The sequence below is a fragment of the Pseudomonas sp. HN2 genome, from assembly GCF_020736465.1.
Classification (GTDB): Bacteria; Pseudomonadota; Gammaproteobacteria; order Pseudomonadales; family Pseudomonadaceae; genus Aquipseudomonas; species Aquipseudomonas moraviensis_A.
Map to the genome: position 1 here is coordinate 3,215,237 of NZ_CP085885.1, position 17,372 is coordinate 3,232,608.

At 60.8% G+C, this 17,372-nt stretch carries 14 protein-coding genes; 13 read left to right on the plus strand and 1 reads right to left on the minus strand.

All coding sequences use genetic code 11. The features are described 5' to 3' along the window. The first annotated feature begins 223 nt into the window (after positions 1 to 223). The gene (locus tag LIS66_RS13980) at positions 224 to 1,213 is read left to right on the plus strand and encodes a response regulator (protein ID WP_064362447.1); all 990 of its coding nucleotides are present in this window, start codon (positions 224 to 226) and stop codon (positions 1,211 to 1,213) included. Continuing rightward, a complete protein-coding gene (locus LIS66_RS13985; protein ID WP_223259153.1) occupies positions 1,210 to 1,605 on the plus strand; it encodes a response regulator transcription factor in 396 nt (131 codons plus the stop codon). Before LIS66_RS13980 ends, LIS66_RS13985 begins: the two co-directional genes overlap by 4 nt. Before the next feature lie 11 nt (positions 1,606 to 1,616). On the opposite strand, the gene LIS66_RS13990 is transcribed toward LIS66_RS13985, so the two are convergent. After that, positions 1,617 to 2,210, minus strand: coding sequence for a TetR/AcrR family transcriptional regulator (locus tag LIS66_RS13990; RefSeq protein ID WP_227972376.1), 594 nt, complete (start codon positions 2,208 to 2,210; stop codon positions 1,617 to 1,619). A 139-nt stretch (positions 2,211 to 2,349) separates the two neighbouring features. On the opposite strand from LIS66_RS13990, the gene LIS66_RS13995 reads away from it, so the two are divergent. The 11 genes from LIS66_RS13995 to LIS66_RS14045 all read left to right on the plus strand — a co-directional run bounded on the left by LIS66_RS13995 (position 2,350) and on the right by LIS66_RS14045 (position 17,267). Next, the gene (locus LIS66_RS13995) at positions 2,350 to 3,138 is read left to right on the plus strand and encodes an SDR family NAD(P)-dependent oxidoreductase (protein ID WP_116658785.1); all 789 of its coding nucleotides are present in this window, start codon (positions 2,350 to 2,352) and stop codon (positions 3,136 to 3,138) included. A 55-nt stretch (positions 3,139 to 3,193) separates the two neighbouring features. After that, on the plus strand, positions 3,194 to 4,210 hold the full coding sequence (locus tag LIS66_RS14000; protein WP_227972377.1) for an NADP-dependent oxidoreductase: 1,017 nt from the start codon (positions 3,194 to 3,196) through the stop codon (positions 4,208 to 4,210). A gap of 453 nt (positions 4,211 to 4,663) precedes the next feature. Further along, complete coding sequence (locus LIS66_RS14005; protein ID WP_227972379.1) at positions 4,664 to 7,069, plus strand: glucose/quinate/shikimate family membrane-bound PQQ-dependent dehydrogenase; 2,406 nt, start codon at positions 4,664 to 4,666, stop codon at positions 7,067 to 7,069. A 97-nt stretch (positions 7,070 to 7,166) separates the two neighbouring features. Beyond that, positions 7,167 to 8,465 (plus strand): carbohydrate porin, encoded by a 1,299-nt coding sequence (locus tag LIS66_RS14010; RefSeq protein ID WP_227972380.1) that lies wholly within the window; start codon positions 7,167 to 7,169, stop codon positions 8,463 to 8,465. A gap of 314 nt (positions 8,466 to 8,779) precedes the next feature. Beyond that, positions 8,780 to 10,285: a glycine betaine/L-proline transporter ProP gene (proP, locus tag LIS66_RS14015; RefSeq protein WP_042610020.1), complete on the plus strand. Its 1,506-nt coding sequence runs from the start codon at positions 8,780 to 8,782 to the stop codon at positions 10,283 to 10,285. 165 nt (positions 10,286 to 10,450) lie between these two features. Continuing rightward, complete coding sequence (locus tag LIS66_RS14020; protein ID WP_227972381.1) at positions 10,451 to 12,154, plus strand: amidase; 1,704 nt, start codon at positions 10,451 to 10,453, stop codon at positions 12,152 to 12,154. Between the two features lie 213 nt (positions 12,155 to 12,367). Continuing rightward, positions 12,368 to 13,663: an OprD family porin gene (locus LIS66_RS14025; RefSeq protein WP_227972382.1), complete on the plus strand. Its 1,296-nt coding sequence runs from the start codon at positions 12,368 to 12,370 to the stop codon at positions 13,661 to 13,663. A gap of 237 nt (positions 13,664 to 13,900) precedes the next feature. Then, positions 13,901 to 14,605 carry a hypothetical protein gene (locus tag LIS66_RS14030; RefSeq protein ID WP_227972383.1) on the plus strand — a complete coding sequence of 235 codons (705 nt, stop codon included), beginning with the start codon at positions 13,901 to 13,903 and terminating at the stop codon, positions 14,603 to 14,605. Next, positions 14,602 to 15,117 (plus strand): hypothetical protein, encoded by a 516-nt coding sequence (locus LIS66_RS14035; RefSeq protein WP_083352837.1) that lies wholly within the window; start codon positions 14,602 to 14,604, stop codon positions 15,115 to 15,117. The genes LIS66_RS14030 and LIS66_RS14035 overlap by 4 nt, the downstream gene beginning before the upstream one ends. Before the next feature lie 8 nt (positions 15,118 to 15,125). Next, the gene (locus LIS66_RS14040; RefSeq protein ID WP_227972384.1) at positions 15,126 to 15,635 is read left to right on the plus strand and encodes a hypothetical protein; all 510 of its coding nucleotides are present in this window, start codon (positions 15,126 to 15,128) and stop codon (positions 15,633 to 15,635) included. 33 nt (positions 15,636 to 15,668) lie between these two features. Beyond that, entirely contained in the window at positions 15,669 to 17,267 is a 1,599-nt protein-coding gene (locus tag LIS66_RS14045; protein ID WP_227972386.1) for an ATP-dependent nuclease, read from the plus strand. Positions 17,268 to 17,372 lie beyond the last annotated feature (105 nt).

Consider the following 17,372-nt stretch of genomic DNA (forward strand, 5'->3'; position numbering starts at 1 on the left):
GAAGTATACGCAGCGTTTTTTTGCCAGAGGGCCAGCCGCTGCGCTGATGTCCGTCTGCGGCCTCAAGATGGCCGTCCAGAGCCTCGCACCGTGGTTTTTGAGGCTATAAAAGCGCGCGACTTATCCCTCGGGATAATTGCTTTATGCCAGGCCGTCACCTAGCGTACGCCTGATAACCCGGCGCCCGCGCCCTGTCCTTCTCACCTGCAACGCAGAGGCCTGCATGATCCGACTCGGCCAAGCCACGATTTCTCTGGAACGGCGCGAAGCCTTTCTCGATGGCCGGCCCTTGCGCGTGGGCGGGCGGGCGTTCGAAATACTCTCGGTGCTGATGCAGGCCGACGGGCGCATCGTCAGCAAGGACGAACTGATCAATCAGGTGTGGCCGGACATCGTCGTCGAAGAGAACAATCTGCAAGTGCAGATTTCCTCGCTGCGCAAACTGCTCGGGGAAAAAGAAATCATCCAGACGGTTCCCCGTCGAGGTTACCGATTATTGAAAGACCGCGAACCCAATCTGCCGCTGTTCAACCCACTGGCCTCGGCGCCGATCGTGGCGCAGCCGCCGCCGGTCGATGCGCAATCGGTGCCGGTGTTCATTGTCGACGATGAGGCCTGCGTGCGTACCGCGTTGAGCCGCTTGTTGCGCGCCGAAGGCATCGAACACCGGATTTTCCAGTCCGCCGAGGAATTGCTCGACGCCGATATCGCCAATGGCCCGGCGTGCCTGCTGCTCGACGTCAGCCTGCCGGAAGCCACGGGTTTGCAGTTGCAGGCGGCACTGAACCAGCGCGGCTTGCCGTGGCCGGTGATCTTCATGACCGGCCACGGCACCATTCCGATGTCGGTGCAGGCCATGAAGGCCGGCGCGGTGGAGTTTCTGACCAAGCCCTTCAATGACGATGAACTGCTCGGCATTCTGCGCAACACTCGTCAGCACGCGGCGACGGCGTACGATCAATGGCAACGGGTTCAGCACGTGCGGCAATTGGCAGCGCAACTGACGCCGCGTGAGCGCGAGGTGCTGCCGCTTATAGTTGGCGGTCTGTCGAACAAGCAGATCGCCAACCAGTTGGGCACCAGTGAGGTGACCGCCAAGGTTCACCGTAAACACATCATGGCGAAGATGCAGACCCGCTCGCTGGTCAACCTCGTCGAACTCTACGGACTGATCAGCGCTGCGCCTTCGCCTGGCCCATCGAGCCTGTCGTGAGCGGCCTGGCGGGTTGCCCGACGGCAGCCGACGGCACCCGACCTACCATCGTCTGCATCGTTGATGACGACGCATCCGTGCGCAAAAGCCTGTCGAATCTGCTGCGTTCCGTCGGTTATCGCGCGCAGGTGTATGCCAGCGGCGAAGCGTTTCTCGCCGACGCCGACTTCGCCGAGATCGCCTGTCTGCTGCTGGACCTGCGCATGCCCGGCCTGTCCGGCATCGACGTCATGCGCGCGCTGCCGCGACAGATTCCGGTGATCTGCATGTCTGCTCACTGGGACGAGGCGGCGCTGGCCGAAACCGGGCATTACCAGGCGTTCGAGTGCCTGTGCAAACCCTTCGAGGAAGAGGTGTTACTGGCGGCACTCGACAAGGCCCTGCACCGCTAAATCTGCTCACTTCAACTGTCCTGCATGGTTTCTTCCTGAGTCTCGATTACGGGCAACGACTCAGTCATCGAAGCGTGACACACCGCCAGGATTTCATCGGCCAGCGCCGAGTCATCCGGGCAGGCCCGCGACAGCATGATCGCGCCGACCGCATGGGCCAGCAGGTCGATCATTTTGCTTCTGCCCTCACCTTGCGGCGCGGTCGGGTATTTCTCGCCCAGGATCTGCAATAAGCGCTCGATGCCCTCGGCGAAAGCTGTCTTCACATCCCCCGACTGCCGCGCCGCATCGCCGCACAGCGCCGCCATGGTGCAACCGGTGGAACGACCATCGCGATGGTCGCGTGAAACGTACACATCGATGAAGTCCTGCACGCTCATCGCCTCGGCGCTGGCCAGTGACTGCGCCAGGCTGTTGGCCGACGCTTCGGCCATCAGATCGGCCTTGGAGCCGAAGTGTTTGTAAAAACCGCCGTGGGTGAAACCGGCCCCCGCCATCAGGTCAGCCACACCAACCCCGTCATAACCGCGTTCGCGGAACATCACTGAAGCCGTTTCGACAATGTGCTCGCGATTGGCCTGAGCCTGAGCTTTGGATACGCGCATCTTGGATACCTCCAGCGCTGAAAAATCATGGCTCGATGATACATAGATGTTGGCCATAATCAAAACCGTTGACAGTTTAGATTTCGATCATCATCCTAAAAGCCCGCAATCACTCTTCTACTGAAAAAGAGCCGACACCATGACTACTCGCCCTACTGTTCTGATCACTGGCGCCTCCACCGGCATCGGCGCGGTCTACGCCGCACGTTTCGCCCAACGCGGGCACGATCTGGTGCTGGTCGCCCGTGACCAGTCGCGTCTGGACGCCCTCGCCACCAATCTGCGTGCCGAATACAACGTCAATGTCGAAGTGCTGCAAGCCGATCTGACCCGACTCAGCGATCTGCAGACTGTCGAAGCGCGCCTGCGCGACGACGCGCGCATCGGCATCCTCGTCAACAATGCCGGCGCCGCGCAGTCCGGCACGTTCATCGAACAAAGCACTGACAGCGTGGCGCAACTGGTCGCCCTCAACACCACCGCGCTGGTGCGGCTGGCCAGCGCCATCGCCCCGCGTCTGGCCAAGGCTGGGGACGGCGCGATCATCAACATCGGTTCGGTGGTGGGCCTGGCGCCGGAGTTCGGCATGTCGGTGTATGGCGCGACCAAGGCGTTCGTGCTGTTTCTCTCCCAGGGCCTGAGCCTGGAGCTGTCGCCGAAAGGCGTGTACGTGCAAGCCGTACTGCCCGCCGCCACCCGTACGGAAATCTGGGACCGCGCCGGTATCGACATCAACACGCTGACCGACATCATGGAAGTCGGCGACATGGTTGACGCTGCGCTGGTCGGTTTTGATCGTCGCGAAGTCGTCACCATCCCGCCGCTGCATGAAGGCGAACGCTGGGATGCCCTGCAAACCGCGCGGCAGGGCCTGCTGGGGCAGATTCGCCAGTCGGCCGTGGCGCCACGTTATCTGCCTCAAGCCTGACTGCAACCGGACCCGCCGCCAGTGCGGCGGGTTCCTACCGACAAGAGCATCCGTAATGAAAGCATTTTTCATCGAGCGCTACGGCAAGCAGAACGGCCGGATTGGCGACGTCCCCGAACCGCTGATCGGGGAAAACGACGTGCTGATCGAAGTGCACGGCAGCAGCATCAACCCGCTCGATCTGAAGATTCGCAGCGGCGAATTCAAGATGATCCTGCCCTATCAGATGCCTTTGATCTTGGGCAACGATGTCGCCGGTGTGGTGCTCGGCACTGGTGCGGCGGTCAAGCGGTTCAAGCCGGGCGATGAGGTTTATGCCCGTGCGCCTGAAAACAGGATCGGCACATTCGCCGAACGCATCGCCGTTGACGAAACAGCCGTCGCCCTCAAACCTGCCAATCTCGACATGACCGACGCGGCGTGCATACCGCTGGTGGCGTTGACCGCGTGGCAGGCATTCGTTGAAGTCGCCAGGTTGCAAAAGGGTCAGAAAGTGTTGATCCACGCCGGCTCCGGTGGCGTCGGCACAGTCGCCATTCAGCTGGCCAGACACCTCGGCGCTTTCGTCGCGACGACTACCAGCACGGCGAATGTCGAGTGGGTCAAAGCGCTGGGCGCTGACGTGGTGATTGATTACACGCAACAGGATTTCGCCAGCGAACTGCACGATTACGATGTAGTGCTCAACAGCCTCGGTGGCGATGTGCTGGAGAAATCGCTAAAGGTGCTGAAACCGGGTGGGCAGCTGATTTCCCTGTCCGGACCGCCGACCGCGCAGTTCGCACAGGAGCAGGGTTTGTCGTGGCTGCTTTGGTTGGTCATGCGTGTGCTCAGCAGCGGTATCCGGCGAAAGGCGCGCAAGCGTGGGGTGCGTTATGCGTTTCTGTTTATGCGCGCCGATGGCATTCAGCTGCAGAAGATCAGCGCATTGATCGAGGCTGGGGTTATCAAACCGGTGATCGACCGGATCTTTGCCTTCGATCAGATAGCTGACGCCTTGCACTACGTCGAACAAGGCCGGGCCAAGGGCAAGGTCGCCATCGCGGTCGATCCTGAAAGCCCCTCACCCTAGCCCTCTCCCAAGGGAGAGGGAACTGACCGAGTTGAATGTGCGAGTTACACCGACCTGAGATATCGAGGGGATCACAAGCTCGGAATGCCCACGATGATCAGCTCCCTCTCCCAAAGGGAGAGGGAACTGACCGAGTTGAATGTGCGAGTTATACCGACCTGAGATATCGAGGCGAACACAGGTCTCAAAGAGCCCACAAATCAGCTCCCTCTCCTCGGGGAGAGGGCTGGGGTGAGGGGTGAATTCACTGCGGTGTTTGGGCATGCGCGTTGCACCTGCAAGCCCGACTCGCCCTTCCTGCTGAAACTTCGAGAAACCCCTCTCGACTTGCGTTTTCCTCAACCTGCACCACGCTTGATTCACAGAAGTGCCGGGTTTCATGGCAAAACTGCGGTTAACTGAATGGTTAGTTACCGCTATAATCCCGCGCTTCATTCAAACGGGACTTTCAATGTGAACCACAGTCAACGCGTCTCAGGCGTTTCAACGTTCATTCTCGTCGGCCTTGGCGTGATCATCGCCCTGCTCGGTCTGGCGCTCGCGGCCGGCGGTGTGAAGCTGGTGAGCCTGGGCGGTTCCTGGTACTTCCTGGTCGGCGGTCTGGCGATGACCGTTTCCGGTGTGATGATCGCACTGAAGAAGACTGCAGGCGCCTGGCTGTTCGCCGCGTTTCTCGTCGCGACTGCGATCTGGGCGGTGGCTGACGCCGGGCTGGTGTTCTGGCCGGTGTTCTCGCGGCTGTTCATGTTCAGCGCGATCGGTATGGTCGTCGCGCTGGTCTACCCGCTGCTGGCGCGTGCCAATGGCCGCGTTGCCGGTCGCGGCGCGTATGCCGTGGCCGCTGTGCTCGCCGTGGGTGTGGTGGTTGCTGCAGGCAACATGTTCGTCGCGCATCCAACGGTTGCCGCCACTGGCACCGGTCCGGGTCTGACCCCGGTGGAGCCGGCCAAGGCGCAGAAAGACTGGGCGCACTACGGTAACACCGAAGGTGGCAGCCGTTTCGCCGCGCTCGATCAGATCAACCGCAACAACGTCGACCAATTGAAAGTCGCGTGGACTTACCACACCGGTGACGTCGCCGAGAGCGATGGCAACGGCGCCGAAGACCAGCTCACCCCGCTGCAGGTCGGCAACAAGGTGTTCATCTGCACTCCGCACAACAACCTGATAGCCCTCGATGCCGATACCGGTAAAGAGCTGTGGAAGAACGCGATCAACGCGCAATCGAAAGTCTGGCAGCGCTGCCGTGGCATGGCTTATTTCGACGCCACCACCACCCTCGCTCAGCCGAGCAATTCTTCGATCATCGAAGCCAAACCGGCGCCGGCCGCCAACTGCCAGCGCCGTCTGCTGACCAACACCATCGATGCCCGCCTGATCGCGGTCGACGCTGACACCGGCGAGTTCTGCCAGGGCTTCGGCAACAACGGTCAGGTCGATCTGAAGGCCGGTCTGGGGGATGTTCCGGACAGCTACTATCAGTTGTCGTCCGCGCCATTGATGGCCGGCACCACCGTGGTGGTAGGCGGTCGCGTCGCCGACAACGTGCAGAGCGACATGCCCGGTGGCGTGATTCGCGGGTTTGACGTGATCACCGGCGCCATGCGCTGGGCGTTCGACCCGGGCAACCCGCAGGATCGCAACGCACCGGCCGGTGGCAGCACCTACGTGCGCAGCACGCCAAACAGCTGGGCACCGATGTCCTATGACGCGGCGACCAACACGGTGTTCCTGCCCATGGGCAGCTCGTCCACCGACATCTATGGTGTCGAGCGCAGCGAACTGGACCACAAGTACGGCGCCTCGATCCTCGCGCTGGATGCCAGCACGGGTGAAGAACGCTGGGTGTTCCAGACCGTGCACAACGATCTGTGGGACTTCGACCTGCCGATGCAGCCGAGCCTGATCGACTTCGACAAGGACGGCCAAAGCGTTCCGGCGCTGGTCATCGGCACCAAGGCCGGACAGATCTATGTGCTCGATCGCGCCACCGGCAAGCCGCTGACTGAAGTCAAGGAAGTACCGGTGAAAGCCGCGAACATCCCCAACGAGCCGTACTCGCCGACCCAGCCGAAATCCGTGGGCATGCCGCAGATCGGCGCGCAGCACCTGACCGAGTCGGACATGTGGGGCGCCACGCCGTATGACCAGTTGCTCTGCCGCATCGACTTCAAGAGCATGCGCTACGAGGGTCTGTACACCGCCCCGGGTACTGACAAATCGCTGAGCTTCCCGGGTTCGCTGGGTGGCATGAATTGGGGCAGCATCTCCACTGACCCGGTGCACGGTTTCATCTTCGTCAACGACATGCGCCTGGGTCTGTGGATTCAGATGATTCCATCGCAGAACAAGGGCCAGGCCGCAGGCGGTGGCGAAGCACTGAACACCGGCATGGGCGCTGTGCCGCTCAAAGGCACGCCGTACGCAGTGAACAAGAACCGCTTCCTCTCGGTGGCCGGCATTCCGTGCCAGGCGCCGCCGTTCGGCACGTTGACCGCGATCGACATGAAGACCCAGAAAGTCGCGTGGCAGGTTCCGGTCGGCACCGTTGAAGACACCGGTCCTCTGGGCATTCGCATGCACTTGCCGATCAAGATCGGTCTGCCAACCCTCGGCGGCACCCTGTCGACCCAGGGTGGCCTGATCTTCATTGCCGGCACCCAGGACTTCTACCTGCGCGCCTTCAACAGCGGCAACGGCGAAGAAGTCTGGAAAGCGCGTCTGCCAGTCGGCAGCCAGGGCGGCCCGATGACCTACGTTTCGCCGAAGACCGGCAAGCAGTACATCGTCGTCACCGCTGGCGGCGCACGTCAGTCGACTGATCGCGGCGATTACGTGATGGCCTACGCCCTGCCGTAATCCGCTGCTGCACATCCACCCACTCCCCAGCGCGCGGTGCCTCACAGCACCGCGTCGCCGTTTTATTGCGTTGAAGATTTCAGCAGGAAGGATTCACATGTCATCGGCTGTTCGCTTTTCTCGTACCAAACTTTCCACTGGCCTGCTGCTGGGCCTGAGCTGCACCACCGCCCTGCCCGCGCTGGCCGCCAGCGATTCCGGTCTGCTGACCCGCAGCACCCTCACCGGTGACTGGGGCGGCCTGCGTCATCAACTGGATGAAGACGGAGTCAAGTTCAGCGGCGATTACAGCGGCGAAACCGCTTACAACGCCGACGGCGGCCTGCACCGTTCGGCGCGTTATTCGCAGAACATCAAGCTCGGCGTGCAGTTTGATCTGGGCAAACTGTATGGCGTCGACAATGCCGGCAAGGTGCAACTGACCATCAACGACCGTCGCGGCAACAGCGCTTCGGAAGATCTGGTGGGCAACCGCTTGCCGATTCAGGAAAACTACGGCGGCCTGTACACGCGCCTGACCGAACTCAGTTACGAGCGCAGCCTGTTCACTCCGGCGCTGAACGTGAAGCTCGGCTACATGGCCATGGGCAACGACCTCGGCGGCCTCGACAGCGGCATTCTGTGCAACTTCATGAACGCTGGTTTCTGCGGCCATCCGCTGAACATGTCCGGCGGCAGCGGCTGGACCAACTACCCCAACGCGCGTCTGGGCGTGCGGGTCAAATACGACCTGTCGCCGTCCTGGCAACTGCGTGTGGCGGCGTTCAACGTCGACCCCGAGAGCAATGGCAATTCCAGCCGCGCCTGGCACTTGGGGCCGAAACACACCACCGGCACCGTCGTACCGATCGAGCTGGTGTACAAGCACGCCGGCGAGCTGCCGGGTGAATACAAGCTCGGCTATTACTACGACAGTTCCGACGTCAAACGCATTGGCAGCGCCGACGAGGTGTCCGGTCGTGGCGGTCATTACCTGCTGATCGATCAGGCGGTCTGGCGTTCGCCGACCTCCGAGGGGCGCAGCCTGCATGCGTTTGGTCAGTATTCGGCGGCCAGTGAAGCGGCCTCACCGTTCAGCAAGTGGTACGGCACCGGCGTAGTCCTGTACAAACCGTTCGAAGGCCGCCCGCGTGACACTCTGGCGCTGGGCTATGGCCGCGCCGTGCCGAACCCGCGCAGCCGTGATGTTCAGCAGGATGCCGCCATGGCCAATGGCGCTGCATTCCCGCATCTCGACAGCGCTGAGCAACTGATCGAATTGGGCTACGGCTACCAGGCCACCCCATGGCTGACCCTGCGCCCGAACCTGCAATACATCATCGAACCGGGCGCGTTCTCCGGGCAGGACATCGACAATGCGCTGGTGGTGGGGTTGCAGGTGAAGGCTGCGCTTTAAGCCTTGTGGTGGATGCACCACCGCTATCGCGAGCAGGCTCACTCCTACAGGGTTTGCGTCGGGCACAAAATCCCGGCAATACACAAAACCCCTATAGGAGTGAGCCTGCTCGCGATGGCATTGGTTCAGGCAACCACAATTTTGAATGCTCAACCACGCCCTTCAAGATACCGACCACTCGGCCCACCTGTCGAAATTAATTCCAGCCATCGGTGAATTATTTCGTGTCCGCATGTATCTGAGGCAGAAGAGCCGGCGCCATCATGGAGATGGCATCGCAGCGGTAATCTGGATCAGCGAGCGGGAACATCGCAATGAAATCACGCAAGAACACCGTCAAACCGATCGGTTTGAAAGACATCACCATTGTCGACGACGCCAAGATGCGCAAGGCAATCACCGCCGCCGCACTGGGCAACGCCATGGAATGGTTCGACTTTGGCGTCTACGGCTTTGTCGCCTATGTGCTCGGCAAGGTCTTCTTCCCCGGCGCCGATCCCGGCGTGCAAATGATCGCCGCGCTGGCGACCTTCTCCGTGCCTTTCCTGATTCGTCCGCTGGGCGGGCTGTTCTTCGGTGCGCTCGGCGACAAATACGGCCGGCAGAAAGTCCTCGCCGCGACCATCGTCATCATGTCCCTGAGCACCTTTGCCATCGGCCTGATTCCGTCCTATGCCTCGATCGGCATCTGGGCGCCGATCCTGCTGTTGCTGGCGAAGATGGCCCAGGGTTTCTCCGTGGGTGGCGAGTACACCGGCGCCTCGATCTTCGTCGCTGAATACGCACCGGACCGCAAACGCGGCTTCCTCGGCAGCTGGCTGGATTTCGGCTCGATCGCCGGTTTCGTCTTTGGCGCCGGCGTGGTGGTGCTGATTTCGACGATTCTCGGTGAACAGCGCTTCGAAGAATGGGGCTGGCGGATTCCGTTCTTCCTTGCCCTGCCGCTGGGCATGATCGGCCTGTATCTTCGCCACGCTCTGGAAGAAACCCCGGCGTTCCAGCAGCACGTGGAAAAGCTCGAACAAGGTGACCGCGAAGGCCTCGCCGGTGGCCCGAAAGTGTCGTTCAAGGAAGTCGCGACCAAGCACTGGCGCAGCCTGATGACCTGCATCGGCGTAGTAGCGGCGACCAACGTCACCTACTACATGCTGCTCACCTACATGCCGAGTTACCTGACCCACAACCTGCATTACAGCGAAAACCACGGCGTGCTGATCATCATCGCGATCATGGTCGGCATGCTCTTCGTGCAGCCGCTGATCGGCTTCGTCAGCGACAAGATCGGCCGCAAGCCTTTCATCGTCGTGGGCAGCATCGGCCTGTTCATCTTTGCCATTCCGGCGTTCATGCTGATCAACAGCGGCAGCATCGGCCTGATCTTCTCCGGCTTGCTGATTCTGGCGGTGTTGCTCAACTTCTTCATTGGCGTCATGGCCTCGACCCTGCCGGCGATGTTCCCCACCCATATCCGCTACAGCGCTTTGGCCAGTGCCTTCAACGTCTCTGTGCTGATCGCCGGTCTGACCCCGACTGCCGTGGCCTGGCTGGTGGAAAGCACCAACGATCTGTACATGCCTGCGTATTACCTGATGGTGATCGCCGTGGTCGGCCTGATCACCGGCGTGACCATGAAGGAAACCGCCAACAAACCCCTGCGCGGCGCGGCCCCGGCGGCCTCCGACCTCGAAGAGGCCAAGGAGCTGCTGCAGGAACACCACGACAACATCGAACAGAAAATCGAAGACATCGATGCCGAGATCGCCGAGCTGGAGGCCAAGCGCAAGGTGCTGGTTCAGCAGCACCCGCGCATCAACGAGTGATCCGCTAGACCCAGAAAAAATCGGCGGGGCTGTCACCCCGTCGATTACTCGGAGCGCGGCTTGGTGTTAAATAGGCGCCAGTCTTGACCTTGTCGCTTAAAGCCGTGCAACGAGAACCGCTATGAATACCCCTGCCCAGAACATCTTCGCTCAACAGGTGACCCGATGATCGAAGTCACCGAAGTCTCCATCGCCCAACTGCGCGCCGCCCTCGAATCCGGCCAGACCACTGCCGTGGAACTGGTACAAGCCTATCTGGCGCGCATCGATGCCTACGACGGCGCCGACACCCCGACGGCACTCAACGCCGTAGTCGTGCGCAATCCTGAAGCGCTGGACGAAGCCCGCGCCTCCGATGCCCGCCGCGCCAAAGGCGCAACCTTGGGGCCGCTCGATGGCATCCCCTACACCGCCAAGGACAGCTACTTGGTCAAAGGCCTGACCGCCGCCTCCGGCAGCCCGGCTTTCGCCGAGCTGGTTGCCCATCGCGATGCTTTCACCATCGAGCGCCTGCGCGCTGCCGGGGCGATCTGCCTGGGCAAGACCAACATGCCGCCGATGGCCAATGGCGGCATGCAGCGTGGCGTTTATGGCCGCGCTGAAAGTCCGTACAACGCCGCCTACCTCACCGCCCCTTTCGCCTCCGGCTCGTCCAATGGCGCCGGTACCGCCACCGCAGCGAGTTTTGCTGCATTCGGTCTGGCGGAGGAAACCTGGTCGAGCGGTCGCGGCCCGGCGTCGAACAATGGGCTGTGCGCCTACACCCCGTCGCGCGGGGTGATTTCGGTGCGCGGCAATTGGCCGTTGACCCCGACCATGGACGTCGTCGTGCCGTTCGCGCGGACCATGGCCGACCTGCTCGAAGTGCTCGACGTGGTCGTCGCCGAAGACCCCGACACCCGTGGCGACTTGTGGCGCCTGCAACCGTGGGTGCCAATCCCCCGCGTCAGCGAAGTGCGCCCGGCGGCGTACAGTGAACTGGCCGCCGACGCCAAAGCCCTGGCCGGCAAACGCTTCGCCATCCCGCGCATGTACATCAACGCCGACGATGACGCCGGCACCAGCGAAGCCCCTGGCATCGGCGGCCCGACCGGTCAGCGCATCAACACCCGCGCTTCGGTGATCGACTTGTGGCAGCAGGCGCGTCAGGCCCTGGAAGCCGCCGGTGCTGAAGTCATCGAAACCGATTTCCCGCTGGTCTCCAACTGCGAAGGCGACCGCCCCGGCGCGCCAACCGTGTTCACCCGTGGCCTGGTCTCGAAGGAATTCCTCCACCACGAACTGTGGGATCTGACTGCCTGGGCGTTTGACGACTTCCTGCAGGCCAACGGCGACCCGAAACTCAATCGTCTGGTCGACGTCGACGGGCCGAAAATCTTCCCGCACGACCCCGGCACCCTGCCCAACCGCGAAGGCGATCTGGCCGCCGGCATGGACGAATACGTGCGCATGGCCGAACGCGGTATCACGCCGTGGAAAGAAATCACTACCGTGCCTGATGGCTTGCGCGGTCTGGAGCAAACCCGGCGCATCGACCTCGAAGACTGGATGGATAGGCTCGGCCTCGATGCGGTGCTGTTTCCGACCGTCGCTGACGTGGGCCCGGCGGACGCCGATGTCAATCCTGCCTCGGCCGATATCGCCTGGAGCAACGGCGTCTGGGTAGCCAACGGCAACCTCGCGATCCGCCACCTCGGCGTGCCCACCGTGACCGTGCCGATGGGCGTGATGGCCGACATCGGCATGCCCGTCGGCCTGACTTTCGCCGGCCGCGCCTACGACGATTCGAACCTGTTGCGCTTCGCCGCTGCGTTTGAATCGACCGGCAGCAAACGCCAGATCCCACCGCGGACACCGCCGCTGGTGTAACCCTTACTGACACACCGCTATCAACTGTAGGAGTGAGCCTGCTCGCGATAGCGGTGTGCAGCCGACGAAGATGCTGCCTGATACACCGCTATCGCGAGCAGGCTCACTCCTACAAGGGTTGTGTGTAGGCTGCCAACTCAGCACACCGGCCCAATCCTTTTCAACCCAATCCCCCGATCATCAGCGCCATCCAAATCGCCACCGGCCCTGACCATGATCAACCGCGCCCCTTTCCGTTTCACCCTGCTTGCCATGCTCTGCGGTCTGACCGGCACCGCCCACGCCAGCGGCTTTTTCGACGACGCCAAAAGCGACGTGCTGCTGCGCAACTTCTATCTCAGCAACGACTACCGCTCGCCTGCACCCTCCGAAAAAAACTACAAACAGGAATGGGCTCAGGGCTTTATCGGTAACTTCTCATCCGGTTTCACCGAGGGCACAGTCGGGTTCGGCATCGATGCCCACGCCTTCGCCGGACTGAAACTCGACGGTGGCAAAGGACATTCGGGCACGGGTCTGCTTCCGGTCGACAGCGATGGTCGCAGCGAACACGACTACTCCAGCGCCGGCGGTGCGCTCAAATTGAAAGTCTCCCGTACCACCCTCGCCTTCGGTGAAATGACCGTCGAAACCCCGGTGTTCGACACCTCCGACAAACGTCTGCAACCGGAATACGCCACCGGTTTTCTGCTCAACAGCGCCGAGTTTGACAACGTCAATCTGGTCGCCGGACATTTCACCGCGTTCAAGAACCAGGACAGCTCATCGGGCAAAGGTGATTTTTACGGCTATGGCGCCAACACCGAGGCCGGCGGGATCAGTTTTATCGGCGCCGACCTGTTCGGCGCAAGCCCCATCGGCGGCGCACTTTACGCCTCCGAGCTAAGCGACATCTGGCACCAGTACTACGGCAACCTGCACTTCAAACAGTCCGGCGTGCTGCTCGACGCCAACCTCTACCACACCCGCGACACCGGCCGCGCATTGGCCGGCGAGATCGATAACACCGCGTTCAGCCTCTCCGGCAAATACAGCTTCGGCCCCCACGCGGTGATGCTCGGCTGGCAGCGCATCAACGGCGACACGCCGTTCGACTTCGTTGGCGGCGACTCGATCTACCTCGCCAACTCGATCAAATACGCCGACTTCAACGGCGCCAACGAACGTTCCTGGCAAGCCCGCTACGACCTCGACTTCGGCGTCTTCGGCATCCCCGGCCTGAACTTCATGACCCGCTACGTCCGCGGCAGCCACATCGACGGCACCCACGCCCCGAAGGGCGGCGCGTACAACCCGTTCGACGCCGACAGCGGCGACTATCAACCGCAACAGGGTGATGGCGGCAAGCACTGGGAACGCGACATCGACCTGAAATACATCGTCCAGTCCGGTGCCGCGAAGGATTTGTCGGTACAGCTTTCCCACGTCTCCCACCGCGCCAACGAAGCGCAGGCTGGCGATGACATTGACCGGATTTACGTGGTCGTCCAGTACCCACTTGGTTTCTAACCCACCGCCCATCCCGATTTGAAACGCTATCCCCTGTAGGAGTGAGCCTGCTCGCGATAGCGTCTTTTCAGCAACATTCATGTTGACTGATACACCGCTATCGCGAGCAGGCTCACTCCCACGGGTTTGAGTTTCGGCCAGACATCCGTATACGCAATACACCTTTTACGGCTAGCCAAATGCCATCACCTCCCTTATCCTGCGCACCCGCAAAAAAGCCAAGCCAGGAAGGCATTGATGGACCTTCCTGTTTGTAGTCAATCAACACACCCGGATTCAGGGATGAACATGTTCCAGTTATTCAAACTCGGCATGGCCGTTGTGCTCGCCGCGACGCTCAGCGGCTGCATTACCGAAAGCGCCTCATGGGTCAGCGAACCCTTGCAACCCAAGGCCAGCGAGCCAGTCAGTTACCTCGTGGGCTCAATCGGGCCGCAATCTCTCAAGCAGTCCGCTGCTGACAACCAGCGAATCTTCTTCCGCAAACGCGGTTCGGAGTACGGGGCCGCCGGTGTCTGGAAAATGGCCGGCGCTTACTCAACGCCGCAGGATATTCAGGACGGAGTCGGCGCTGCGAGCGTATTCGTGCTGCCGCTCAAGCCGGGCGATTACGAGTTCTATGATTTCCAGTTCTTTTCCGCACGCTACCAACCAGGGCTCGGCACCGTTTTCACCTCAGCCGAGGCCCGCGAGAAATTCAACCTGCCGATGCGCCTTGAAGCCGGCAAGGCCTATTACATCGGTGAGTTCCGTTCGTTTTGCCTGACCGCAGGATTCTGCGCGTTCCGCTGGAATGATCAAAACGCCCGCGATGCCGCCGTCGCTCAGCGCATGACCCCAGGGCTGCCAACCCTGCAACCGCTGAAGCTCGACCTGAAAAACGCTGAGCCCTACATCTTTACCGGCCCTACTCCAGGTGCGGCCGTGGACGCCAAACCATGAGAACAGTCATCGCCCTCACCGCCGCCGCTCTGTTGACCGGTTGCGCGGCCACCAACACCTTGCCAGAGCGCACGCTCGCAGACGGTCAAGATTATCTGCAGCCGATTCACGTTATGGTCGATGATCCGGAAAATGGCTCCAGCCTGCGCAACCACCTGCGTCAGACCGGCGTGTTCCGCACCATCGAAACCGGCAGCGGCAAAGCTGACGAGTACAACGTGCAGGTCAAGCTCAATGTGGAGCGTCACCTGCCGCCATTTCCGGTCATCCTGCTGAGCAGCGCGACGTTGTTCCTGCTGCCGCTGTCGAACGAATTCGACACGCAAAGCGAATTCACCGTGTTCCAGGGTGACAAGCGCCTGAAGCAATACACCTATCGCAACACCACTGAAAAATACATCTGGCTGTTGGATCAGGGCGGTGAGATGCGCGAACAGAACCTCAGCCGCATCGCTCGCGCCTTCGCGCAGGATGTGCAGCAAGACCGGCTGATCCCGGCAGTCGCGCAATGAACCTCGCCATGATGAAAGTCGCCGGCCTGCTCTGCGCCTCACTGATGCTGGGCGGCTGCGCCAACACGTTGCAACCGCTCGACTACCATGCCGACCAAGCCTATGTGCCGGTCACGCTCGGCATGGGGCCGGCGTATACGCGCATCGACGAGCAGCATCAGCGCGAAACCATCAGCGTCCTGAAAAAAACCGGCGCGTTCTCGATGCTCGATGGCGGTTACACCCGCAACGGCTACAGCCTGTTGATCACCGAACCCAGTGACGGCAAGGTCAACTGGCTGGCGCTGGTCAACGTCTTCACACTGTTCACCTTCCCGATGCCCTACCACTACCAGGACAACCTGCGCGGCTCGGTCTTCAAGGATGGTCAACTGCTCAAAACCTACAACTACTCGCGCGAGGGCTGGAGCGTAATGGCATGGTACGTGCCGATTCCAGCGTTTGAAAACAAACGGCAGATGCTCGATCAGTTATTGCGCGAGATGGATCGGGACCGACTGATTCCTTACAGCCACTAGCGTTTTTTCAAGGCCAGGAGGCCGTTCTGCCCCATGAAGATAAAGCACATCTGGCTGTCGGCCATACGCACGCTCAACACGCCAAGCCAAACGGTTAACGCCAATGACCTCATGTCGCACTGGCAAGCACTGCAGCAGAGCGGCGCGATCACCCTTGGCGATATCAATGTTTTCATTGGCGAGAATGGCTCGGGTAAATCAACCGTCATCGACATGGTCAGGGCGTTGAAACACCCGGAAATACTGGCCTCGCTCCCACGGGAAAATCCGCCGCGACAGATTCTGCCCGGCTACAGCATCAGCTTTGATAATGACGACAATTGGTCGTACTTCTTTTCCGGAAATACGTTCGACCCGGATCTGGACTGCATTGAAAACGTCGCGTGCAGTCAGCTCCTGTTCATACCCAGCCAACGAAAACACTATGTGCGTTCCAGCGACCTGCACAAGCACGCCCTGTTTTCACCCGTACCGCGTTTTTACGAATACGCCAATATTCATTACCGCAACGGCATGACGCTCGAAGATCAATTCAGCGAAGACGCTGTCGCGGAACTGAACAAAAGCAAGCCGTTTCTGTGCAGCCTGGCGACTGATCGGCAAGGGAGTTTCGGTGCCACGCTGATTGACGACGGCACTTTCCAGCTCGGCGAGGACGGTCGTTTGTCGGTGTGGATCAAGGACGACCCCAAGATGCCCAACCAACTACCCGTGAGCTGGCTTCCCACAGGCTGGAAGTCTTATGCGCTGATGGCCGCCTGGCTGCGAAATTGCCCGAAGCACGCCATCTGCCTGCTGGAGGAACCGGAAAGTCACCTGCATCCGAAAATGCTCAGGTTTGTGATGGATTCCCTGATCGAAATTGCTACCGAACGCCATCAACAACTGCTGATCAGCACGCATTCTGCGACCGTCATCAATATCGCGGCGAAGGACAAACTAACGTTGTTCGAGATGTGCGGAAGCCATATCAAGAGCCAGCCCGATCGGCGCGACATTCTTGATCGATTGGGCTATCTGGCGTCGGATATCCTGCAGGCCAACTGCATCGTCTGGGTTGAAGGGCCCTCAGACCGTACGTATCTCAACTACTGGCTGGCAGGCCGTGCCCCCGAGCTAGTTGAAGGCATTCACTATTCGGTCATGTATTACGGCGGCAGGCTGCTGAGCCACCTCGGCGTAGCGGAAGAAAACGAAGACGACAGTGAAGATAACAGTGCCGACTTCATCAACCTGCAGTCGCTGAACAGAAACTCGGCGATTCTGATCGACAGCGATAAATCCAGCGCCAAGGGAAAACTGCGCAAGACCAAAGAGCGCGTGATTAAAGAGATCCAGGCTAACGGCGGCGTCGCTTGGGTCACCAAGGGTCGGGAAATCGAGAACTACATCGCCCCCCAATATATGGAAGTGGCGATCAAACAAGTTCACCGTACTGCCAAACGCATCGTTTCCCAGTCGATCTGGGCCAATGCCCTGGAATACAAGAAGCTTCACGCACGCAAGAAAACCGTGGCCAACAAGGTCAAGGTCGCGGCGAAGATCAGCAGTGAGTACAAGCCAGATTATTCGGTTCTGGACCTCGGCGAGCGCATTGATGAGCTATGCACATTCATTCGCAAATGTAACTGAACTGTCTGGGCACTGAAGCTCCGGCAACGAGCGCCTGATCAGGCAGGCTCACTCGCGCAGGGCCATGGATTTCTCATGGCGACAAGGACCCATCCTGCCTTGACG